This is a genomic window from Flavivirga aquimarina (assembly GCF_030540835.1).
In the GTDB taxonomy this organism is placed as follows: domain Bacteria; phylum Bacteroidota; class Bacteroidia; order Flavobacteriales; family Flavobacteriaceae; genus Flavivirga; species Flavivirga aquimarina.
In genome coordinates, this window is sequence record NZ_JAUOEK010000055.1 from 1 (window position 1) to 24,739 (window position 24,739).

Consider the following 24,739-nt stretch of genomic DNA (forward strand, 5'->3'; position numbering starts at 1 on the left):
TATGTCGCTTTCAGCTTCTAAAAACTTTTGACACGAACCAGCCTGCCGGCTGGCAGGTTTCACGAATTCACACGAATTCAGTTTTACCATATTTCACGAAGCAGACTTTCAGTCTGCCAAAACGAACCTATGGACTTCCAGTCCATAGGAGTGGTTTAGTTATAGAATTTGTCTCGTCCTAAAAATAGTGTTACACAAAACCCAAGTGTAATTTAATTTCTAATAAAACTTAGTCGCTACTTCCAAAGTGTTTCATTTCTTGTAAAGGTTCTAAAGTTTCTTCGTTTTGCCATGTAGATTTTTCAAAAGTATTTAACAAGGTAAACGGTACCATTTTTTCCTGTTTTATTGCAGCAAACGTTTCTAAAGTGATATCACTAGAATCGGTAAAAAGTAATTCCTCTTTATTGCGGGTATTCCCTTCAATGTTAAAGTCCATACCAATCTTATTTTTTTGCGGGCTATTTTCAATAAACTTTAAACCTCTGTTTACGTAAAAATAGACACCCTTTGTTCTTTTAATATATTTAGGTTGGTATGTATCCTCACTGTTTTTTTCATAGATACACATACCCTCGCTAACATTTTCAATAAACTTGACTCCCAATACTAGTTTTAAGTTCACCTTTTTACCGTATCTCGACCCGTAATATTTATAATCTACTTTGGTAACAGCATAATCTTCATCCGAAATGTATAATGTGCCTGTGTATTTGGCCTTGCTTTTTCTGGGTTTATAACCTATAATATAGGTGAGGTTACCATTATTAAAAGCGGCATCTATATATGTATAATCGTATAATTTGGAATTTAAAACGTTTCTTAAAAAAGAATTACTGGTAAACATGGCATTACGTAATAGCGATCCCGTTGTGTTATTTAGAAAAGATACATCATATTCGTTTTTCATCTTTTCTTTAAAATCCTGATTTCTAATTGATAATGAATCTGTAACTTTAAATAATCCCGTTTTTACCTTATAGGTTTTCATGGTATCAATATACTTTAAAGTTAAAGCTTGTGCTTTTTCCTGTACAGCATCGATAGAAAAATCATTCTTATGGTCAAAAAGTTTAGTGGCTTTATTAACGACTAGTTTGCTGCTATCTCCATCCAAACTCATTAATGTCCCCTTAAAGTCGGAAAAATGAATGATATTACTAGATATAATATGATTTGAGAGCGAGTCCATACTTTTATTAGCTTTCGCCATGTTTTTAGAACTTACATGAGAAGCCTTTTCAATATCAAAGTCCAAACTTTTAAAATCAGCATAATCAGTACTTCTATAAAAGACATCGTATTTATGAAGGTTGATATTGTAGTTTTTATCAAGCTTAGCATTTACTCTGGTAATAATAGAATCGACATTTGGCCTTCTGTTGCTAACATAAACTTCATTAAGTTGGTTAATGGCAGCTTCCAGCGGAATTATAAACTTTAAAGCTTTAATAGCATCTGTATTAAGCTCTTTGTTTTGATATCCCATACAGGAAATCGTAACGGTTTTGTTTTGAATATCTTCTAAATTCAAACTAAAGTAGCCTTCTTCGTTAGAAATAACACCGCTATATTTACCTGTTTTTATTGTGGCATACGGTATGGGAGTTTTATCTTTATTATCGACTAATCTAGCTGTAATGTTTTGAGAATTAACATAAAAGCCGATCAATAAGAAAATAGTAAGTAAGATTATTTTTTTCATAGCTGACAGGTTACATAAAATAAACGATTAGACTACAATAATGTTACATGTAAAATTTCAATAAAATTTATTTATTTACTCAAAAGTAAACATATATTAAATCGTAAGAAAAATATTCATTAAAATAATGCTTAAAGAAATTATGAGTTCATAATATAAAATTATAAAATACTCATAATATAATATATCTTTGCACTCGCTAAATATAACATCCTTTTAATTCTTAAATTATAAACGGAGTTAAATGATAGTTATAAATATTAATTAAAATAACCCATATACGCACTTTCCTAAGGAAAGAGCCAAGAATAGGATTATGAAAGCAGGAATTGTAGGATTACCAAACGTAGGAAAGTCAACGTTATTTAATTGTTTATCAAATGCCAAAGCGCAAAGTGCAAACTTTCCGTTTTGTACAATAGAACCTAATATTGGGGTTGTAAATGTACCAGATCCACGTTTAGAAAAATTAGAAGAGTTAGTTAATCCAGAGCGAGTACAACCAGCTACCGTAGAGATTGTAGATATTGCCGGATTGGTGAAAGGAGCGAGTAAAGGAGAAGGGTTAGGGAACCAGTTTTTAGCAAATATTAGGGAAACCGATGCTATTCTACACGTATTGCGTTGTTTTGATAACGATAATATTGTACATGTCGATGGAAATGTAAATCCAATACGAGATAAGGAAACTATCGATATGGAATTACAACTTAAAGATCTGGAAACAGCAGAAAAGAAGTTAGATAAAGTAAAACGAGCCGCTAAAACCGGAAATAAAGACGCACAAAAAGAAGAAGCGGTACTATTAACCATAAAAGCAGGTTTAGAGGCAGGAACATCGGTTCGTGCTTTAGAATTTAGTGAAGATGATTACAGAGATTTTGTGAAACCATCTCAGTTTATTACCGATAAACCCGTTATGTATGTTTGTAACGTAGATGAAGGAGCTGCCGTTTCTGGTAATACTTATGTAGAAGAAGTAAAAGAAGCTGTAAAAGACGAAAAAGCTGAGGTTTTAGTATTGGCTGTTGGTACAGAAGCAGATATTAATGAATTGGATGATTATGAGGAACGCCAAATGTTCTTACAAGATATAGGACTGGAAGAACCGGGATCTGCCAAATTAATTCGTTCTGCTTACAAATTATTAAATCAGCAAACCTATTTTACAGCAGGAGTAAAAGAAGTTCGTGCTTGGACAGTAGATATAGGAGCCAGTGCGCCACAAGCAGCAGGTGTAATACATACCGATTTTGAAAAAGGCTTTATTCGTGCCGAGGTGATTGCTTATGATGATTATGTCTCTTTTGGTAGTGAAGCAAAAGTGAAAGAGGCCGGAAAAATGCGGGTAGAAGGTAAAAATTACATTGTTAAAGATGGCGATGTGATGCACTTCCTATTTAACGTATAGGTTTTTTGAGAGTTAGAAGCAGGAAGTTAGGAGTTGTTTTTGACCAATGACCATAGACTAGCCCTTCTACTTACTGAACACCGAACACTGTTAACTGAACACAGAACAGTAATTTCAGGAACATTCATTCTGGGCTTTTTTAAGTGTAAGAATCTGTTATTAAACTTAATTTCCCATGCCAGTAATAATAATCGAAACCAAAATTAATGCAGATATTAAGATTTGTTTCGATTTATCACGGAATATTGATTTCCATAAAGAATCATTAAAGCATTCCAATGAAAAAGCTATAGCAGGAAAAACATCTGGTTTAATCGAGCTAGGAGAATGGGTTACTTGGGAAGCAGTTCATTTTGGGATTAAACAAAAACTTACTTCTAAAATCACTGAGCTTAAATCTCCAAGCTTTTTTGTAGATGAAATGGTATCTGGAGCTTTTAAATCATTTCGTCATGAACATCATTTCAAAAAAAGTAGAGATAAAACTATAATGATAGATAAGTTCTTTTATAAATCGCCTTTTGGAATTCTTGGTCAATTTGTAGACTGGCTATTTCTTAAAAAATATGTGTACAACCTCTTAAAAACGAGAAATATGTTTTTAAAAGAGAAGGCAGAAGCTATTTTTTAATCCAGTATCCACTGCTTACAGAACACCGAACACTGCCAACTGAACACTATTCCACACCCAATATCAATTTAAATTCCTGAGAAGGAGTATCATCGGTTTTTATTGAAAAAGACTGCTCGATATTGTTTTTAATATGACTAACCATAACCTTATAATCAGTATTCTTTTTTAGTTTTATTTTTAAAAACTTATTCATATCATCCGTAGCACTTGGAGAATACCCAAAATTAACCCTTTTATCATCCTTAAAAACTTCAACACGACAGTCTAATCTCGAATCACTATTCGCAAGATTATTGTCTTTAAATATCGCAAAACTTGTTATTAGTTCATCATCGGCAAGTTTACTGTTTTCCAAAGACTTTTCATATAAATCTATATACCGCTGTGTTACGTTTACACCATAGATATAAGGTTTGTCATTTACATCATATTTTTCTTTAGCACGTGTATATCTTTTTCTTAATTTAGGAGGAATGTTGGTCGTATCCATTTTGTACATTAAATGTTTTACAGCCCGTCCCGCATAATAATACTGACCTGTTGGCTTGTAAGAAACCGCATAAATCCAATGCAATGGGTTATTAGGGTCTGCTTTTCCAGCATTAGCTAAAAACCAGGCTTTATTAAGGTCTTCGGGATAATATTCTATAAATTTCCATTCATTATCAATAAAAACTTCAGCCCAAGTATGGTTACCTTTCATATTAGTCCACATAGGCGTTCCGGCTAATCTTGATGGAATCCCTACAGAACGAAACGCATCCGTTAAAATAATAGATAAGCCCGTACAAGTTGCCATATTTTCTGCCATAGCTTCTTTTGGACTAGAATCTACGATAGAACGTTTCACATTGTATTCAACATTCACCTCATTTTTAATAGGTTTTGCAATAGCCAAAATAGCATCCTTTAAACTGGTTTTATCTTCGACATATTTTGAAAAACGTTCGTAAAAATCTTTTCGCCATGGGTCTCGTGTTTCAGCAACATTTGTATAGGGCAGCACTTCATTAAAAAAGATAGAATCTGGTAAGGCTTTGCACCAAGGATATTTTTCTCTTGCTTTATAGGCATACGCTGCATTTTCTAAAAGAAAAGAAGCAGATAAGGTTGTTAAATCTCTTTCTGGCATATAACTAATAAGAAAAGCTAAACCTTCTTTTTGATTTTTAGGGGCATCGGTTAATACTTTTAAAATTTCCGGAGCATTAGCATTGGCTTTTATAAGCGCAGCATCTAAAAGTGAGTGATAGGTGTCTGGAATATCATGGTATTTTGATTGACAAGCTATAACTAAAAAGAAAGTGATAAGAAGAAAAAATATTTTTTTCATTTGGTTGTATTTAAAGGGCTTTATTTATGATGAACTCGTTTAAACTTTTTCAATTTGCTAAAAAATTGCTGTTTTCAACTCTGTTTTTGTCTTTTTTTCCTTCCATAGCTCTGATATGCAACTCAAAAAAGCCTTCAACAGAACTAAAAACTTCTAATTTTCGCTTAAATCCAAAAAGTTTAAACGAGTTCGATATGAGAATAGGTATTCTGGTGCTGCAATATATAAAAAAACATAATAATTGGATGTAAGATTCTTTTAAAGTATACTCTGGACATCGTATTGTTTTAGTAAGGCAAAAATTGTTTAAATCCACTTCTTATATATTCGTTTTATGAAACAAACAACAAAAACGTTTATATACGGCATCGTATTGGGAATATTGGGAATTGTTCTGTTTTCCTCGAAAGCGGTAATGGTAAAATTAGCCTATCAATACAAGGTTGATGTGATTAGTCTTTTGCTTCTTAGAATGTTATTTTCTTTTCCCTTTTATGTTGCTATCGCCTATTTATATCGAAATAAAAACAGCGATATAGCTATAAAAAATAAAGATTATGTCTGGGTTGTTTTTTTTGGATTTGTTGGATATTACCTGGCAAGTTATTTCGACTTTATAGGGCTTACCTATATAAAAGCAAGTTTAGAACGTATCATTTTATTTTTATACCCTACCATGGTTATTCTTTTAAATAGATTCTTTTTAAAGCAGCCAATCACTAAAATTCAAGCAGGTGCTATTGCCTTAACTTATTTAGGGATTGTTATTGCTTTTTGGGATGAGGTTGCCATTTCTGGAAATGATACCTATATAGGTGGTATTTTCATTTTACTTAGTGCAATAACATATGCCTCATATTTGGTTGGGAGCGGTTGGTTAATTCCTAAATTCGGGGTTATGAAATTTACAGCATACGCTATGATTATTTCATGTGTATGCGTATTTATTCATTATAGTATAATAAGTCAAGTTGATCTATTTAGTTTTTCATGGGAAGTCTATTTTATTGGTTTTCTAATTGCTGTTTTTGCAACTGTGATTCCATCATTTTTAGTATCGGCTTCTATAAAAATGATCAGTTCGTCGAATTTTGCAATCATAGCAGGAATTGGACCAATTTCTACCATTATATTGGCATCAGTTTTTTTAAATGAATCACTAACCCTATTACAATTTTTTGGTGCTCTGGTAGTTATAGGAGGCATTTTGTTGGTGTCTTCAAACAAGTCAAAAGTAAAAGAATAGGTTCTCAACAAAAACAGTTATATATTGTTAATTACTTTGTGTAACGGAGGTTTTATTTTTTAGAACGTTGTCTTATATTAGCATTCTATCGTAACATTTTGCTTAATTCTATGGCCCAAGAATCCAATTATACTGAAGATAATATACGCTCACTCGACTGGAAAGAACATATTCGCATGCGTCCGGGGATGTATATTGGTAAACTTGGAGATGGATCGTCTCCAGATGATGGTATTTATATCTTATTAAAAGAGGTTTTAGATAACTCTATCGATGAGTATGTTATGGGAGCCGGAAAAACCATCGAAATATCCATTCAAAGTACCAAAGTTACCGTTCGCGATTATGGACGTGGTATTCCTTTGGGAAAAGTGGTCGATGTGGTTTCTAAAATGAATACAGGTGGTAAGTATGACTCTAAAGCATTTAAAAAATCTGTAGGATTAAATGGAGTAGGTACAAAGGCCGTAAATGCTCTGTCATCATTTTTTAGAGTAGAATCTACAAGAGATAACAAATCTGCTTCTGCGGAGTTCGAGAAAGGTAATCTCATTAATAAAGAGTTATTAGAAGATACTTCGAGAAGAAAAGGAACAAAAGTATCTTTTATACCGGACGAAATCATTTTTAAAAACTATAAATTTAGAAATGAGTATATCGTTAAGATGCTTAAAAACTATGTGTATTTAAATCCGGGATTAACCATAGTTTTCAATGGCGAAAAATATTTTAGTGAGAACGGATTAAAAGATCTGTTAAGCGAAAATATTAATGAGACAGATAGGCTATATCCTATTGTTCACCTAAGAGGCGACGATATAGAAGTGGCGTTAACACATAGTAAAACCCAATATAGCGAAGAGTATCATTCTTTTGTAAACGGACAAAACACCACACAGGGAGGAACGCATTTAAATGCTTTTAGAGAAGCACTAGTTAAGACGCTTCGAGAGTTTTATGGTAAAAATTATGATGCTTCCGATATTAGAAAATCTGTAGTAAGTGCCATAGCAATTAAAGTTATGGAGCCTGTTTTTGAAAGTCAGACGAAAACAAAATTAGGCTCTACCGATATGGGAGGCGATTTGCCAACCGTTCGAACCTATATAAACGACTTTGTAAAAAGACATTTAGATAATTTTTTACATAAAAATCAAGATACGGCAGAAGCCATTCAACGTAAAATATTACAGGCAGAAAGAGAGCGCAAGGAACTTTCTGGTATAAGAAAATTAGCGAAAGACCGTGCCAAAAAAGCCAGTCTGCATAATAAAAAATTACGCGATTGTAGAGTTCATTTTGGTGATACAAAAAATGGACGTAATTTAGAAACGACCTTATTTATTACCGAGGGAGATTCGGCTTCCGGAAGTATCACAAAGTCGCGTGATGTTAATACACAGGCCGTTTTTAGTTTAAAAGGAAAACCATTAAACTGTTACGGATTAAGCAAGAAAATTGTTTACGAAAACGAAGAGTTTAACCTCTTACAAGCAGCTTTAAATATTGAAGAATCTTTAGAAGATCTGCGTTATAATAATGTCGTTATTGCTACCGATGCCGATGTAGATGGGATGCATATACGTTTGCTGTTAATCACATTTTTTCTTCAATTTTTCCCAGAAGTCATCAAAGAAGGCCACTTGTATATATTGCAAACACCTTTGTTTCGTGTGAGAAATAAAAAAGAAACCATTTATTGCTATTCAGAAGAAGAACGTATAAATGCCATTAATAAATTAAAACCAAAACCAGAGATAACCCGATTTAAAGGATTGGGTGAAATCTCACCAGATGAGTTTAAACATTTTATAGGTGACGATATTCGATTAGACCCTATTATGTTGGACGATAATATGTCTATAGAAGAATTATTGTCTTTCTATATGGGCAAGAACACACCAACGCGGCAAGAGTTTATCATCGAAAACCTGAAAGTTGAAATGGATTTAATTGAAGAAGCGAATTAACTATGTATAAAGCACGATTAGGAATTACTATAATTTCTGCCATTTTATTAGTCGCATGGCTTTTTAAAGTTGATTATAATGATTTGAGTTACAAGAATAATAGTACTGCTTATCTGGGAATTTTGATAATGGTACTATTAATCATTTTTGGTATAAAACAACTTAGAAAAAATAAGAAATAAGATTCTCCTACTAAGAACCGATATATAGCATGATTGAAGACGAAGACCCTAACGATGATTTAATTAATGAACAAGATGAGTCTCAAGAAACCATTACCCGGGTTACGGGAATGTATAAAGATTGGTTTCTAGATTACGCATCCTATGTTATTTTAGAGCGAGCTGTACCAGCTATTGAAGATGGTTTTAAACCAGTACAACGCCGTATCATGCATTCTATGAAAGATTTGGATGATGGGCGTTACAATAAAGTGGCAAACATAGTTGGTCATACCATGCAATACCACCCACATGGTGATGCTAGTATTGCAGATGCGATGGTGCAAATTGGTCAGAAAGATTTATTAATAGACACACAGGGAAACTGGGGAAATATTTTAACAGGAGATAGTGCCGCAGCATCTCGTTATATCGAAGCCCGTATTTCTAAATTTGGGTTGGATGTTGTATATAACCCCAAAATTACCGAGTGGCAAGCCAGTTATGATGGCAGGCGTAAAGAGCCTGTTAATTTACCCGTTATGTTTCCTTTGTTGTTAGCACAAGGAGGTGAGGGTATCGCGGTAGGACTGTCAACAAAAATATTACCACATAATTTTATCGAACTTATAGAGGCTTCGATTAAGCATTTACAAGGAAAGCGATTTACCATATTACCAGATTTTCCAACAGCAGGTATTGCCGATTTTTCTAACTATAATGATGGATTACGAGGAGGTAAGGTACGGGTGCGCGCTAAAATTTCTCAGTTAGATAAAAACACACTTGTCATCACAGAAATTCCATATGCTACAACAACATCATCGCTTATAGACTCTATTTTAAAAGCCAATGATAAGGGGAAAATAAAAGTTAAAAAAATAGAGGATAATACAGCAGCAGAAGTTGAAATTTTAGTACACCTACCTTCTGGATTGTCACCAGATAAAACCATTGATGCTCTGTATGCATTTACCAGTTGCGAATCGTCTATTTCACCTTTAGGATGTGTTATTGAAGACAATAAACCTTTATTTATTGGGGTTTCCGAAATGTTACGTCGCTCTACAGATAATACAGTTCAGCTTCTAAAAAGTGAACTTGAAATTAAACTAGGAGAGTTTGAAGAGCAATGGCATTTTGCAAGTTTAGAACGTATTTTTATTGAAAACAGGATTTACCGAGACATAGAAGAGGAAGAAACCTGGGAAGGTGTTATAAGTGCTATTGACAAAGGTTTGAAACCACATACAAAGCATTTAAAACGTGCTGTTACAGAAGAAGATATTGTTAGATTAACGGAGATTCGAATAAAGCGTATCTCAAAATTCGATATAGATAAAGCACAACAAAAAATAGAAGCTTTAGAAGAGCAAATAGCTGAAATAAAGCATCATTTAGCAAATCTTATTGATTATACTATTGCATATTTTAAAAGATTAAAGAAAGAGTACGGCGAAGGAAGAGAGCGTAAAACAGAGATTCGCACTTTTGATGATGTAGATGCCACTAAAGTAGTTATAAGAAACACGAAACTCTATGTTAATAGGGCAGAAGGCTTTATAGGAACATCACTTAGACGTGATGAATATGTTGGAGACTGTAGCGATATAGATGATATTATCGTATTTACAAAAGCCGGTAAAATGGTGGTTACTAAAGTAGATACAAAAACCTTTATAGGTAAAGATATTATGCATGTGGCTGTCTTTAAAAAGAAGGACAAACGCACTATTTATAATTTAATTTATCGAGATGGTAAAAGCGGACCTTCATACATAAAAAGGTTTGCTGTTACTGGTGTAACAAGAGATAGGGAGTACGATTTAACTAATGGGAATAAAGGATCTTCAGTGCTTTATTTCTCTGCTAATCCGAACGGAGAAGCCGAAGTTATTACCATATTATTACGACAAGCCGGTAGTATTAAGAAGTTAAAATGGGACATTAATTTTGCAGATATACTTATAAAAGGTAGAGTATCTAAAGGAAATTTAGTGACCAAATACACTATAAAACGAGTTGAATTAAAAGAAAAAGGCGTTTCTACATTAAAACCACGTAAAATATGGTTTGATGATGCTGTACAGCGTTTAAACGTAGATGGCAGGGGTGAACTAATTGGAGAATTTAGAGGCGAAGACAAATTGCTTATTATTAACCAATCCGGAATTGTTAAAACAGTAACACCGGAAGTTACCATGCATTTTGATAGCAATATGATTGTTATGGAAAAATGGGTTCCTAAAAAACCTATATCTGCTATTTATTATAATGGCGAAAAAGAACTTTATTACGTAAAACGTTTTTTAATTGAAAATGAATTAAGGGAAGAATCATTTATTTCAGATCATCCTAATTCACAGTTAGAAATTGTATCTACAGATTGGAAACCTATGGCAGAAGTTGTATTTGCAAAAGAACGAGGAAAAGATAGAAAAGCCAATTTAGAAATAAACCTTGAAGAATTTATTTCTATTAAAGGTGTCGCTGCTTTAGGGAACCAGTTAACAAGAGGTAAAGTAAACCAGGTTAATTTATTAGACCCCTTACCTTATGAAGCTCCAGAAGAAGTACATGCAGAAGATATAGAGGTTGTTGATGAAACCGAAGTCTCAGGTGAAACTTCCGAAAAGGATATTAAATTATCTAAAGATGATGATGCTAACGGAGAAGACGAAGGGCAGGTAACCTTGTTTTAGATAGTTTAATTGTCGTTTAAATCTAAAAATAACAGTCATTGTGTGGGAGTCCCGTCCCGATAACTATCGGGAACTATTGGGACGACCGTGACAATCTGCTTATCAAGAACTAAAATATAAAAGGAGTAAATAACAAACAGCTTCTCATGTCTTGCTTTGGCAGTCCTCAGGTGATACAAAATAGTCAAATAGGAATTCCTAGTCATATCGAAATGAGGCACGATTGAGATATCGCATCATTTAGGTGAAACCTACTCTATATTAAATCTGAGAAGGAGGAAAAGGTTAAAAGATAACATTGTTTACTTCATTCTTTGCTTTGCAAAGTGATATAGGTAAAAGTTAAGGGCAGTTTTGAATTAAACAGATTCTCACGTCTCGCTTTAGCGCTCCTTAGAATGATAAAGAAAATCAGGTATTAGTAATACATTTAAGTATCTAAAATCCAATATCTGATTTTCTATTGTCTAACATTCAGTTAGTTCGTAACAAACACTATTCAATAACCGAATTTGTCACCGCTATCGGTGTATCTGAATGCATAGAAATACTAGGATAAACAGGATACCAAGATCCACCTATGTTATTTTGTATGGTTGAATTATCGATAATGATATTTCCAGAATGGTCATTACTAACAAAGAAAATAGATGACCCAAAAGCGTTTACCTCGTTTTCTTCAATGCGTGTTCCAAGTATAGTTAAAGTCATCGTATTGCCATCATTATAAATAGCACCACCACTACCACCTCCTGGGGTACCAGATATTGCAGGGTTTCCTCCATTACCAATAGCACTATTATGTGAAAAGAAGCTGTTTATAACTGTCCAGGACACACCAATACTACTTAAAGCACCTCCATTAGAACCAACATTGCCATAACCATCGTCACCACCAAAAGTAGTATTTACAATATAGACAGGTTGATCGTTATACTGACTAAAAACACGAATAGCACCACCACCAACATCGGGGCCGGTACTTTGACAAACATTATTAAAGAAACGAGAATTTACTACTTTAAATCGTCCACCGCGAACCCATATAGCACCACCACCATCGTATTCGGTTTCAGAGGTAGAATTACCATCTGCAAATGTTATATTCTGTACAGTTAGTCTTGGATGATCCTGGTTTTGACAATGCTCTGTTGTCCACACTTGATCGGGATCGCAAGTATTCATATATAAAATACGTGTGTTTCCATTACCACTTAATGTAATGAGTCCACCACCATCAATAATAACATCGGGATTGGCATTATTAAATACTTTTGCGGTTTCATCCATAACAATAGTATGTGGGTCTGGTCCACAATCAAATACTATTTTTCCGCCCTGAGCTACAGCATTTACAACAGCTTCACAGGTGCAACTTTCTGGTGTACCATCTCCTATAACAATATCAGGATTTGTAACATCTTCTAAGCTAGCTTCAACAGGAATGGGTGAATCACCGTCTGGGTTTCCGGCAGCAGGGCCGTTTTCTGGATTTTCAAGTGGATTGTGAATAGTATCCAAATGAGTATCATTTTCTTTGGAACAATTGGTAAAAGTGAAAACAAGAGTTATAGTTAATATACTCTTGATGATTTTGTAGGTTAAGTTTTTCATCTGCGATATATGTTAAAAACGTATATACGTTGGCAAGACTGTTTTTAGATTATGCTTTATAATTTTGACTTACAGTTAGTTTTGGTGTAAATACTGTTATTATACCAGAATTGAGTGGATGATTTATTCTTTAATATAAGGTTTTAGATGGCGTGTATAAATAGTAAATGCTATTGTTTTTTTGAGTTTTATGTGATTTATGTCAGAATTTTGAACCAAAAAATAATTTTGTAGACTAAATGTGCATGTTGAAGTATTTATTTGCTTTATAGTGAGTTGCAATTTATTTTGGCCGCGTTTTAACCATTTACTATGCCAAAAAAATACTTGTTTTTTATTGTTTTTGTATGTGTTTTTCATTTGAGTAATGCTCAGGTGTTAAGAAAACAAACTTTGGCAAGTCAAGGATCTTCGCATGTAGTTTTCGCAGATAATAAAAGTTACTATATTATTGAAAGTATTGGACAGGCTAGTATTATTAATACTTTTAATGCTAATAACCATTCTTTAAGGCAAGGATATATACAACCGGTTTCTGCTTCTATAGTTGTTAATGGTTTTAATACAGATTTTAAAGCAGTTATTTTTCCTAATCCATATTCTTCAGAAGTACAAATTAAATTTAAGGAACCTGTTATAGATATATTACAAGTTACAATTAGAGATGTTTTAGGAAGAATTATTTTAAGTCAACAGTATGACCCCCTGCAATTGATTACTTTAAATTTAAGTCACTTAACTATTGGTAGTTACTTAGTTCATATACGTATGCGGTCTAAAGTGCTAAAATCAAAAATCATTAAGCGTTAATATGAAGAGACAATTACTAATTAGCCTCATTTTAATATCAAGTATTTCAGGATTTAGCCAACAATTTTATATGGAATATGGGACTACCGTTTCATCTTTCGACTATAAAAATTCGCAAGGAGAATCTTTAGATAATCTTTTATCACAATCTAAATCTTATATAGGTATAGGATATAGAGATAATATAAATAGCGATAAAACACTGTTTTTATCTATAGGTGCTTCGTATGCTGGTTATGGTGCTATAGGTAGTGATAATAGATTAGATAATTATTTTGAGTGGGATGTTAGCTATTTAGGGCTTAATGCAGGTTTAGATATACGTTTGTTCCAATTACGGGATTTTACTTTTTATGCAAAGGGAGGTATAGCTACAGAGTTTTTAATTAGAGGAAATCAAACCATAAATAATCAAGTATACAATTTGGTTGGCGAAGATGAATTTAACAACACCATATTTTCTTTAAAAGGAAGTTTTGGGGTGCAATATCCTATTTCTAATAATACAGCCATTTTTGCAAATTATACTTACGGAAAAACAGTTCTGCTTAATAGCGGAATAAGTGCAGAAAAATTAAACTTAAACACACATCAATTTGGAATTGGTTTTATTATAAACTTACCAAATTGTGATTGCGATTTTTAAACCATTGAACTTATGAAAAGAATAGTTTTAACTCTAATAGTCGCCTTTTTTTATTTTTTAGGCTTTTCTCAAACAGATGGTATTACCTACCAAGCTGTGATTATTGACAATAACCCACAAGAAATTCCGGGTGTAGATATACCAGCAAATAATTTACCAAATACAGATTTACAAGTTAGGTTTACTATTGTAGATGATACTGGTAGTGAAGAATATCAAGAAACGCATAACACGACAACCGACCCTTATGGTATGATTAACTTGGTAATAGGAAAAGGGACACCGTTAATAGGGGCATTCGATCAGGTTTATTGGAATAATTCAAAATATTTAAGAGTAGAAATAGATTTGAATAACGGAGACGGCATGGTAGAATTTAGTTACCAAGAGTTAACCTATATTCCGTATGTAAGACATCGTGAAATTGTTGCCACTTCTACGTTAGATGTAGATGGAGATACAAATTTAAACAGCAATTTCACAGTAAATAATCAAAGTCCAACTTACTTAACAGGCGATTTAACAGTAGATGGTCTGGTCGCATTTGATGGTCCTTTAGAAGTAGGAGGTGATACACAACTATATGCAGATTTAACAGTAGACGGTATCACCAATTTAAATAATAATTTATTTGTAAATAATGGTGCTACAACAAATCTTTCGGGAGATTTAATAGTACAGGGAACATCCACGTTTCAAGATGGTAATTTTCAAAATATTACGGTAGCCCAAAATTCAAATTTAAACGGACGTGTTGTTATTGATGTACCACTTACTGGTGGGCAAGGAGCCTCAACATCTTACCCATTGGAAGTAAGAGGAGGAAATCAAGGTATATGGATTGATGTTAATGGAGGACGTAATAGTACCAAAAACTTTATTACATTTTCTGATGCTTCTGGAGAACATGGTGCTGTAGAAGGGCAGACATTAAGTGAATTACAAAATAGCTTTCGCTATATATGGGATGCAGCACAGGCATTAGCCGAAGAGCTTTTTGTATTAGCAGAAGGAGTAGCTTGTGCAGGACAATTAGACTTTGCAGAAGCAATAGTTATGGGAGTGGAAGGAGCCAATGCTTATGCGAATCTAATAGAACTAGTTCTAAATGCAGAGAATAATGTAGGCGTATCTTTCAAAACAGGTGGGGCAGATTATGCAGAGTGGTTACCTAAAAAGTCTAGGACAGAGCAATTTTACCCAGGAGAAATAGTAGGCGTAAAAGGTGGATATATAAGTAAGCAAACTGATAATGTAGATCATATCATGGTCATATCAACAAACCCGATAGTTCTTGGTAACTCTAAAAAGAGAGATGACTTGGTATATTATGAGAAGGTGGCATTTTTAGGTCAAGTACCAGTGCGTGTAATAGGAAAAGTAAAAATAGGAGATTATATATTGCCATCAGGGAATGGTGACGGATTAGGAATAGCCAAAAGCACCGAAGAAATGGGGGTATTGGATTATCGTAATATATTAGGAGTAGCTTGGGAGGAATCAAAAGGAGAACATGCCAATGAAATCAATGTAGCTATAGGGATAAATGCGAATGACATCTCAGAAAAAGTAGCTAAGCAAGGAGAAGAAATTGCCAAACTCAAAACCCAAATGCAACAAGTTTTGGCAATGTTAAATCAAGAGGAAGTTGATAATGAGGAACCAGAAAACAATGATGAAAGTAAAGAAAAAAGAGAAGGAGAACAAGTAAATCAAACACATGCATTATCTCCTTTATCAGCAAAACAGCAAAAGAGTAATAAAACAGCAAAACGGTTCAGTGAAGTAGAGTTTGATGAATGGTTAGAAGAATATGGCTATATATTCGAAGAAAAAGTATCTCCCTTGAGAGCCCATTTTGAAAAAGCAGGAATCGATTTATCGAAATACCCGGAAATCAAGGATTTTTTCGAAAACCCTAAGAAAATTTTAAAAGACATGCATTCAGGAAATTATTTACCATCACTTTGGGAATCTCTTGAAAAAAGATATCCGAATGCTTTAAAGAAATAATATTATTACGGCATTTTTTAGAGCTAAATAAATAAAAACCTTTTCTTAAAATAAAAAGAAAAGGTTTTTTTATAAGTCGTAAATAGAAAAGGAAACGAAGCCTTATACTTTTTTATTCGCTTGCTTCTCTTCTTTAGCTTTTTTTGATAATTGCTTTTTTATTTTCTTTATAGCAGATTCTATTGATTTTTCTGGTTCTATAATATTATATACACCCCAAAATTTAGGATCGGTAAAACCAGAAGTAGCGTCAACTAAGATAGTAGTTGGTCGCATCATTTTATTTCTAGGTCTTTCAATATCTGCATCTTTAATACGCCAATCTGTAACAGCCATTTCGCTATTGAGCGTATAGACATTGTTAAACAATTTTCTTTTCCAATTCACTTTAAAGGTTAATGAAATATTACTGTATGCATACTGCCATCTGCCATTTTTAGTTCTGTAATTTACCCTATAAGTAGCTTCTGTTGGGTAAACTTGTGCTGCTCCAGGTTTTTTACGTACATACATTTTACTGGTTTCCTTCTTGTTTTCCGCATTTAAACTGTAAACAGCGTTTGTAAGGGCTAAGGTTTTAGCATCAACATAAAGTTTACCATAGTATAATGGAGTGATAACGTTTGGCTTTTGTTTAAAATTAATGACATAAACTAAATTTTGATTTATTTGAGTTGATTTACCAAAACTAAAATCGTAAAGAGGAATATCTTCTTGAGTAAAAATATATTCCGGGTACTTTATAATGTCTGTGTATAAATTACTAAAAGGACCTCCTTGTAATTTTACGGCAAGGGTATCAAGCTTAGTGTAATCTGTTTTTTTTCTAGATTTAATAAGCTCTATAGCATCCTTCTTTTGACTATTATATGGACGTTTATGTATTTGTACAACAGCTTCAGATAGTGATGCATTTCTTTTTCTCTTTTTAATGGTTTCTCTATAAAAAGCTGTCATTAATGTATTATCATTATTGTATAACAAACTTTTGTTTTTAAGAACCGCTTCTAAAAGTGCTTTAGCATCTTTGTAAGTATCAATTTCAATAGCTGCTAATTCTGTAATGGCTGGTGTTAAATCTATTTTTACCTTATTTTCTAAGTCTGAAATTTTAATTTCCTTCTTTTCATAGCCTAAGTGAGAAATAACTAAAGTGCCTTCTAATAGGTCATGTGGTATTTTTAAAAGAAATTCGCCATCTGTGTTAGTTACAGTACTAATATTGGAATTAGTAATAACAATGTCTGAAAAAACTAAAATATCTTTAGTTTTTTGGTCAATAACTAAACCTTTAATTTCTTTTACGGGTTGATTTTCTTGTGCTTCTACATTTATAAAAAAAAGACTGAAAATAAACAGAATAGTTAAGGCTCTTAAAGTTAGGGGTATACTATTTTTCATAATTATAAATACATTTAAATCGAATTAAGATACAAAAAAAAGTAAAAATAATCGTTACTAATCTATTTTTTAACACTTTACATAAACAGTTAGTCGATGTTATTTTTACTTTAGTAAGTAATTATTTATAATTTGATTAAAAAATAAATTGAATGTCCGTAATCAATCATAAAGCCCACTGTCATGCTGAAACGAGTTCAGCATGACGCCAAAAAACATTGTTATGACACAAAACGGATAATCAGAAAAAATAATTATTGGTACGCTTCATAATTTTTTCGAAACTTAAAGTGATTTTATTTTAAATATTTTACTTTTTATTATCTATGATACTATTTAGTGCTTTTCAGATATATTATCATCGGTGAGTGTTTTCATAAAAGTGATAATAGCTTGTATTTCTGCTTCAGACAATTGTAAATTATCAAAAGGTAAGGTTTGATATTCATTTTCAATGCCTAAACCTGCACCGCCTCCTTTATTATAAAACTCCATGACTTCTTCCAAAGTGTTATACACACCATTATGCATATACGGAGCTGTTTTTGCTATGTTTCTAACAGTAGGAGTTTTAAAAAAATGTTTACGCTCTTCTGTTTTAAACAAGTTATAGCGTCCTAAATCTGGAGAAATTTTTGGATTAATTGTGTCTGTTGTTGCAGGTACTCCTATAAATTCTAATTCGGTGTCTTTAAAATAAGGAGGAACGGTTCCGTTAAAAACTGGTGCAAAATGACACGTTGCACATAAAGCTTTTCCTGTAAATAAATTAAACCCTAGTTTTTCTTGAGCAGTTAGAGTATTTTCTTCACCTCTTATGTTTCTATCAAACTTAGAATCGAACGTATTTAAAGTTCTTATATATGATGCAATTGCATGGCGGATATTAAAATCAACTCTTTTATTATTATACAAAGTAGCTATTTTTTCTTTATACGTTTCATTTTTCATTAAACGATTTATGATAGTATCCATAGAGATATTAAATTCGTTGTGATTTTTTACTACGCCTACTATTTGTCCTTCTAAACTTCCCGCTCTGGCATCCATAAAAAAAGCTCTTTGATATGCACTGTAGGTAACGGTAGGTGTGTTTCTTGTTTGCCGATTATCAAAGGTTTTCCTTCCATCGGTAAACGCTAAATCTTTAACATGGCAGGTGGCACAAGCCATAGTATAATCTTTAGAAAGTGATGTGTCATTAAACAATTCTTTGCCTAAATCTATTTTCTTTTGTAACTGTATGGTATCACTTAAATAATCTGTAAAATAATCTTGATTTATAGTTTCTTTAGAAAAAAGTGACGTGACGTTGTTAGACAATGCCATTTCAAAAGGAAACTTAACGTTCCAATCCTTTTGTATGTTCACTAATGTTTCTAATTGTGGATGAATATGGTTTTTTATAAATTCAAACCTATCAAAAGTGTCAAAATCGTGTTGTAAAGCTTCTTGTGCTTTTTTTACTAATGTAATGAATGTATCTAGTAACTCTTTAGATGTGAAGTTGGCTTCATGATATTTTAAAATATCGATAACGGTTTGATAAGTATAACTACTTTCTAGTAGCGACTGGTTTAAAACCGGCGAATCAAAACCAGTAATGCCTGTAGTTGCAATTCTGGCCAATTGATCTCTAAGCAACCAAATTATATGGTAGTCTTTTAATTTTAGTAAAAGATTTTTCTTAATTAACTTTAATCTACCACTAGTAATACTTACTGTATGCCTTAAAGCAATGGTGTCTAACGGTTCTTCATACAAAGTTTCTTCTATGACCTGAAAACCAATAGGGTTTAAAACTTTGGTGTCGAAACTCACTTCACCTTTTACAATAGTAATATTGGGTGCGTTTAAGGTTTTATAATTATTTTTATCTGTATAAGCTAAAATGGGTTCTAATAACTTGAAGTTTTTTCTAGCTAAAGCATAATATTTTTTTTGTTCTTTTATAGACTTCCCTTCAATACTATCTAAATTTTTAATTGCATTAGTAAGAAAATGAACGTATAGATTTTCAATTTTTTTAGTAGCTTGGTTAGTTGTCTTGTGGGCATCATTTTTATTATTACAAGATGCTACAATTAAAAGCAAAAGACATACACAAAGGTATGTCTTAGCTTGACTAAATATTTTTAGAGTCATTTTTTTATCTTTCTAATCCTGTAATCATGTGTAAAACTGAACCTTGCTTTCTATTTGCTAAATCAGGGTTAGCCAACGGATCTGTAAAAGAGGTACCATCTGCAGGTTCCCACCCATGGTTTTGAGTCATTGCTAAGAATGTGTTTTTTCCGTTGTTAACAATTTCTGTAACATCGATCATTCCTGTAATTTCCCATCTACTCGTAGAAACGCCATACCCTTTAGTTTCTGCTCCTAATTGATCACATTCTGCAACAACTTTTAACACCCCGGTATTTAAATTATACTGGTATAATCTTGCATAGTGTGATTTATTACCAGTTCCGGAAATGGCAGGGTCTTCTTGAATATAGGCATAGTTTTCTGTTACTAAAATATTATCTGGAGACAAAAACTCTTCGGCAGTACCGCCAACTACATCACCATCTAAGACACAAGTAATTTTTGCAGCTCCAGTAGGGTCTGTGTCATTTAAAGTCACTTTATAAATACGTCCAGAAATTGTTCCTTTGCCTACTAAATCAGCTTTGTCACGACCGGTAACAGCAAAATAAATTTCTCTATTGTTAGCAGCAGAACCTCTTCGCCAATCGATATCTTCCAAACGAGAGAAGCCCATAACACCTTTCGCTTTACATTCTGTATCTAAAGCATTAATTTCGGTTTCATCTAAAGCAACAAACTCAGCGTCATAATCAACACCTTCATCCATATCCATTTCATAATCGACACCATTAGTAGTAACTTTTAAACCATATAATTGACCGCCAGATAAATCTCCTTGATCTCCAACATACATACCTAAATGACCAGAAGGAACTAAATCATCACTATGATCATCTCCAATAAAAACAACTGTTTTACCAGCGTAAGCATCTTGGTGAATAGCTACTGCATTTTCTGTTGACCATTGTCCCAGAGCTGGTAACATAGTTGCAGAACCTGCAGCAGAAGCTTCTTTATAAGGATCTGTAACAAAAACACCTTTTGAGGCACCACCCCATTCACCACCAGAAAGGTATAACGGACCAAATCCATGTTCATTAGGTGTAATCATAGAACCAGAACATTGAGCAGTTTCAGCAGTGGCTTGAGCATTTAAGATATATTCCCCAGAGGTAGGTCTTAAATTTTCGTTCAATGTAATTCTAGCAATAGAATAATCAGCTTCAATATTATTAATTAATGTAAATGTGCCATCATCTTCTGCCAATAAGCCAGCACCATCAGCCATAGAACCGTAAACAAAGTCTGGTGAATTAGGAATTATATCTTCTGAAGATAAAATAGGAGTGATTTTTAATCCTACAAAATCATTAGTTACTTTAAGAAAGTTTGGAGTTTTAGATGAAGTTAAAAAAACAGAAGCGTCTTGGCCATCTTCTCCATTTTCTCCATTTTCACCGTCAGTACCATCTTCACCGTTAACACCGTTAACGCCATTTTTTCCATCTTCAATGTCACAGCTTATTACTGTTAAGCTTGTAGTTGTTATAGCTACAAGTAATAAAAAAAGTTTAAGTAATTTTTTCATAATCTAAATATTATAATTTTTAGTGGTTATTATTTTGGTTTCAAAACTATTGTTAGATCACGTAAAATCTGTTAAGTAAATAATGTTGTTTTATTAACTTAGAGTTATAGTAAGGTTAATAAGATTATACGAATATTAACAGAATAGAGTTAATATTATCTGTTAATTAAGTTAGGTCTTTTTGTTATGTTTTTTAAATTAAAAAGACTAGTGAAACAACAGGGATAAGTATAAACTCTTAACGAATTTTTTAGAATTTCGAAATTGAATATCTGTATCTTTACATTCTTAATTTTCAATATTACTTATGCCATCAGACTGTATCTCATTTAAAAAAACAGGCTATTTTTCCTCATTAATTTGCGATTATCTTAATGAGAAACCAGAATTAAAGGCGTTTTATCACCACTTTCCAAAGCTTGAGAATTTTAAAAGCCAGATAGAAGAAAAAAGTCTGTCTGTTAGTGCGCAGTCCAGAACTATTTTGGTTGATAGTTTAAAACAACAATATAACGATATTGATGCATCAGATTTAACGCATAAAAACATAGATGCTTTAACTCAAGAAAACACGTTTACAATTACTACCGGGCATCAGCTAAATTTATTTACAGGTCCTTTATACTTTTTATATAAAATAATATCTACTATTAATCTTTGTAAAGAATTAAAAGAGGCATACCCAACATATCATTTTGTACCGGTTTATTGGATGGCGACAGAGGATCATGATTTTGAAGAAATCAATTATTTCAATTTTAAAGGTAAGAAGGTACAATGGAACAGGGACTCTAAAGGTGCCGTTGGAGAATTATCGCTAGAAGGTTTAGACGATGTGTTTAATTTATACTCAAAAGAATTAGGAGCAAGTAAAAACGCCGATTTTTTAAGAAACTTATTTAATAATGCTTATATAAACCATACTAATTTAGCAGATGCTACACGTTATCTTGCTAACGAACTATTTAAAGATTATGGTTTAGTAATTATTGATGCGAATGATGCCAATTTAAAAAAGCAATTTGCGCCTTTTGTAGAAGATGAATTGTTGAACCAAACATCATTTAAATCTGTTTCAGAAACTAATCAAGAACTTTCTAGAGTATATAATATTCAAGTTAACCCGAGGGAAATCAATTTGTTTTATTTAACAGAGGGTTTAAGAGAACGTATCGTTTTTGAAGATGAAGTTTATAAGGTCTTAAACACCAATATCTCATGGAGTAAGAGTGAGATACTAAAACACCTCTATGAGGTGCCGGAGCGGTTTTCACCGAATGTGATTATGCGTCCGTTGTATCAAGAAGTTATTTTGCCAAACCTTTGTTATATTGGGGGAGGTGGCGAGTTGGCTTATTGGTTTCAACTAAAGAAATTTTTCAATAAAGTTGAGGTTCCTTTTCCAATCTTGTTATTACGTAATTCGGTTTTAATTAAAACTGAAAATCAGCAAAAAAAATTAAAAAGCTTAAATATTTCAAAAGAAGATATCTTCTTAAAGCGAGATGCGTTTATCAATAAAAAGGTAAGAGAAATATCTAATATTGATATTGATTTCTCACCACAAGAAGAAGCCTTAAAACAGCAATTTGAAGGCTTGTATAAACTGGCAGAACAAACTGACAAGTCTTTTTTGGGGGCAGTAAAAGCCCAAGAAGCAAAACAGTTAAAAGGACTTGATAAACTTGAAAAACGATTACTTAAAGCACAAAAGAAAGTTTTATCAGACCAAGTTTCTAGAATGACAGAACTTCAAAACGAATTGTTTCCTAATGGTAGTTTGCAAGAACGTAACACCAATTTTTCTGAATTTTATTTACAATACGGCGAATCGCTTATTCCCAATCTTATTGAAAATTTAAAACCTTTAAAAGGGGAGTTTTCTATTCTAACACTATAAAAGTTCTCAGATTAAAATAATTGGATTTTTATAGTTAAAAGATTCTTATAATTTCAATCTTTTTATTTAGATAATCATAACTTTGCAGGCGGTTATTTAAAAATACAGCAATGCATAAAATAGATATAGATTTAGTTGAAATGACTATGGATGTCATGAAATACACCATAGGTAGAGTTTCGGCCACCAAAAGCAAAATAGGGAAGCCCCAAAAAGCAGAAGAATTAAAAGCATTAGTAGGAGAAACAGTTACGCGGGAAGGAGTTGGAGGTGAATATGCATTTAAAATGTGGAAGAAATACTTATCAAAGGCTAGTGTGCCAGTAGATCACCCACGTCATTTAGCATTTGTTCCTGCATCCCCAACAAGAGCGGCCATTATGTTCGATTTGGTAACTTCAGCTTCAAGTATTCATGGTGCTTATTGGATGGAAGGTGCTGGTGGCATTTTTTGTGAAAACGAAGCCATGTCGTGGATAGTTTCTTTAACCGGATTACCAGAAGGCGCCTTTGGGGTGTTTACTAGTGGTGGTACTGCCGCAAACTTATCGGCAATTGTTACAGCAAGAGAACACTGGCGCGAAGATGATGCTTTTAAAGGCGAAAAAGGTTTGATAATAACTTCTATTGGGGCGCATTCTTCAATTAAAGCAATGGCTAAAGTTGCCGATGTTGATGTGTTGTTGGTGGATACCGAAGATGTGTTACATGGTAATGAATTAAAAGAATGTATAGATTCTTTAACAGACCATCAACGCAAAAGCTTATTTGCTGTTGTAGCAACCGGAGGTACTACTAATGCAGGAATTATTGATGATTTAGATGGGATAGCCGCTATCTGTGAAAAGGAAAACCTTTGGTTTCATATCGATGCTGCTTACGGAGGTGGTGCTTTAGCTGCAGATTCTGTAAGACATTTGTTTAATGGTATTGAAAGAGCCGATAGTATTACCATAGATCCCCATAAGTGGATGTTCTCACCTTATGACTGTGGAGCGGTGATTTATAAAAATCCTGATTTGGCTAAAAAAGCCCATTCTCAAGAAGGCTCTTATTTAGAGATTTTTAAAGACGAAGGTTCGCATGGTTTTAATCCAACCGATTACCAAATACAATTAACACGACGAGTAAGAGGGTTACCTTTGTGGTTTTCTTTAGCAACCCATGGTACAGATAGTTATAAAGAAGCTGTAGAGCGCGGTATAGAACTAGCTCAAATAGCAGGAAAGATGATCACCGAAAACTCCCATGTAGAATTAGTTAGAGAACCAAGCTTGTCTTGTGTATTATATAGAAGAATAGGTTGGAAGCCGGAAGATTATACGCAGTGGACATACGAAAACCATAGGAAAGGCTTTGCATTAGTAACTCCGACAAAATGGAAGCAAGGTGATACTTTTGAGACTGTTTCGCGTTTCTGTTTTATAAACCCCGATACAACAGAAAAGGATATCAAGATGATTTTAGATTCTATGTTATAAAATTTTAAAAAAATCGATAGTCATAATTCGTCA

Annotated in this window: 17 protein-coding genes; 11 read left to right on the forward strand and 6 right to left on the reverse strand. The window is 33.0% G+C overall.

All coding sequences use genetic code 11. The features are described from left to right. Window positions 1-229: 229 nt before the first annotated feature. On the reverse strand, window positions 230-1,705 hold the full coding sequence (locus Q4Q35_RS03165; RefSeq protein ID WP_303276477.1) for a carboxypeptidase-like regulatory domain-containing protein: 1,476 nt from the start codon (window positions 1,703-1,705) through the stop codon (window positions 230-232). A gap of 316 nt (window positions 1,706-2,021) precedes the next feature. Here Q4Q35_RS03165 and ychF point away from each other — a divergent pair, with 316 nt between their 5' ends. Both ychF and Q4Q35_RS03175 read left to right on the forward strand, forming a co-directional pair. Then, window positions 2,022-3,116: a redox-regulated ATPase YchF gene (ychF, locus tag Q4Q35_RS03170; RefSeq protein ID WP_303276478.1), complete on the forward strand. Its 1,095-nt coding sequence runs from the start codon at window positions 2,022-2,024 to the stop codon at window positions 3,114-3,116. 175 nt (window positions 3,117-3,291) lie between these two features. Then, window positions 3,292-3,747: an SRPBCC family protein gene (locus Q4Q35_RS03175; protein ID WP_303276479.1), complete on the forward strand. Its 456-nt coding sequence runs from the start codon at window positions 3,292-3,294 to the stop codon at window positions 3,745-3,747. Between the two features lie 46 nt (window positions 3,748-3,793). On the opposite strand, the gene Q4Q35_RS03180 is transcribed toward Q4Q35_RS03175, so the two are convergent. After that, window positions 3,794-5,083 (reverse strand): transglutaminase domain-containing protein, encoded by a 1,290-nt coding sequence (locus Q4Q35_RS03180; RefSeq protein WP_303276480.1) that lies wholly within the window; start codon window positions 5,081-5,083, stop codon window positions 3,794-3,796. 334 nt (window positions 5,084-5,417) lie between these two features. Between Q4Q35_RS03180 and Q4Q35_RS03185 the strand changes: the two genes are divergently transcribed. The 4 genes from Q4Q35_RS03185 to Q4Q35_RS03200 all read left to right on the forward strand — a co-directional run bounded on the left by Q4Q35_RS03185 (window position 5,418) and on the right by Q4Q35_RS03200 (window position 11,162). Further along, the gene (locus Q4Q35_RS03185; RefSeq protein ID WP_303276481.1) at window positions 5,418-6,329 is read left to right on the forward strand and encodes a DMT family transporter; all 912 of its coding nucleotides are present in this window, start codon (window positions 5,418-5,420) and stop codon (window positions 6,327-6,329) included. A gap of 110 nt (window positions 6,330-6,439) precedes the next feature. Continuing rightward, window positions 6,440-8,299, forward strand: a complete 1,860-nt coding sequence (locus Q4Q35_RS03190; protein ID WP_303276482.1) for a DNA topoisomerase IV subunit B — start codon at window positions 6,440-6,442, stop codon at window positions 8,297-8,299. A 2-nt stretch (window positions 8,300-8,301) separates the two neighbouring features. Then, a complete protein-coding gene (locus Q4Q35_RS03195; RefSeq protein ID WP_303276483.1) occupies window positions 8,302-8,481 on the forward strand; it encodes a hypothetical protein in 180 nt (59 codons plus the stop codon). 29 nt (window positions 8,482-8,510) lie between these two features. After that, window positions 8,511-11,162, forward strand: coding sequence for a DNA gyrase/topoisomerase IV subunit A (locus Q4Q35_RS03200; RefSeq protein ID WP_303276484.1), 2,652 nt, complete (start codon window positions 8,511-8,513; stop codon window positions 11,160-11,162). 495 nt (window positions 11,163-11,657) lie between these two features. On the opposite strand, the gene Q4Q35_RS03205 is transcribed toward Q4Q35_RS03200, so the two are convergent. After that, on the reverse strand, window positions 11,658-12,776 hold the full coding sequence (locus tag Q4Q35_RS03205; RefSeq protein ID WP_303276485.1) for a hypothetical protein: 1,119 nt from the start codon (window positions 12,774-12,776) through the stop codon (window positions 11,658-11,660). 312 nt (window positions 12,777-13,088) lie between these two features. Between Q4Q35_RS03205 and Q4Q35_RS03210 the strand changes: the two genes are divergently transcribed. Genes Q4Q35_RS03210 through Q4Q35_RS03220 form a run of 3 tightly spaced genes read left to right on the forward strand, consistent with a single transcriptional unit; the run spans window position 13,089 to window position 16,245 of the window. Beyond that, the gene (locus Q4Q35_RS03210; protein ID WP_303276486.1) at window positions 13,089-13,586 is read left to right on the forward strand and encodes a T9SS type A sorting domain-containing protein; all 498 of its coding nucleotides are present in this window, start codon (window positions 13,089-13,091) and stop codon (window positions 13,584-13,586) included. A 1-nt stretch (window position 13,587) separates the two neighbouring features. Beyond that, the gene (locus Q4Q35_RS03215; RefSeq protein ID WP_303276487.1) at window positions 13,588-14,232 is read left to right on the forward strand and encodes an outer membrane protein; all 645 of its coding nucleotides are present in this window, start codon (window positions 13,588-13,590) and stop codon (window positions 14,230-14,232) included. Between the two features lie 12 nt (window positions 14,233-14,244). After that, the gene (locus Q4Q35_RS03220; protein WP_303276488.1) at window positions 14,245-16,245 is read left to right on the forward strand and encodes a hypothetical protein; all 2,001 of its coding nucleotides are present in this window, start codon (window positions 14,245-14,247) and stop codon (window positions 16,243-16,245) included. A gap of 102 nt (window positions 16,246-16,347) precedes the next feature. Here the strand turns inward: Q4Q35_RS03220 and Q4Q35_RS03225 are convergent, their stop codons facing one another. The 3 genes from Q4Q35_RS03225 to Q4Q35_RS03235 form a co-directional block, all read right to left on the reverse strand. Then, window positions 16,348-17,646: a carboxypeptidase-like regulatory domain-containing protein gene (locus Q4Q35_RS03225; RefSeq protein ID WP_303276489.1), complete on the reverse strand. Its 1,299-nt coding sequence runs from the start codon at window positions 17,644-17,646 to the stop codon at window positions 16,348-16,350. A gap of 336 nt (window positions 17,647-17,982) precedes the next feature. Further along, window positions 17,983-19,791: a cytochrome-c peroxidase gene (locus Q4Q35_RS03230; RefSeq protein WP_303276490.1), complete on the reverse strand. Its 1,809-nt coding sequence runs from the start codon at window positions 19,789-19,791 to the stop codon at window positions 17,983-17,985. Between the two features lie 4 nt (window positions 19,792-19,795). Further along, entirely contained in the window at window positions 19,796-21,325 is a 1,530-nt protein-coding gene (locus Q4Q35_RS03235; RefSeq protein ID WP_303276491.1) for a PhoX family protein, read from the reverse strand. A gap of 307 nt (window positions 21,326-21,632) precedes the next feature. Between Q4Q35_RS03235 and bshC the strand changes: the two genes are divergently transcribed. Together bshC and Q4Q35_RS03245 are read left to right on the forward strand one after the other, a co-directional pair. After that, on the forward strand, window positions 21,633-23,225 hold the full coding sequence (gene bshC, locus Q4Q35_RS03240; protein ID WP_303276492.1) for a bacillithiol biosynthesis cysteine-adding enzyme BshC: 1,593 nt from the start codon (window positions 21,633-21,635) through the stop codon (window positions 23,223-23,225). A 110-nt stretch (window positions 23,226-23,335) separates the two neighbouring features. Then, window positions 23,336-24,706, forward strand: a complete 1,371-nt coding sequence (locus Q4Q35_RS03245; RefSeq protein ID WP_303276493.1) for a pyridoxal phosphate-dependent decarboxylase family protein — start codon at window positions 23,336-23,338, stop codon at window positions 24,704-24,706. Window positions 24,707-24,739: the final 33 nt, after the last annotated feature.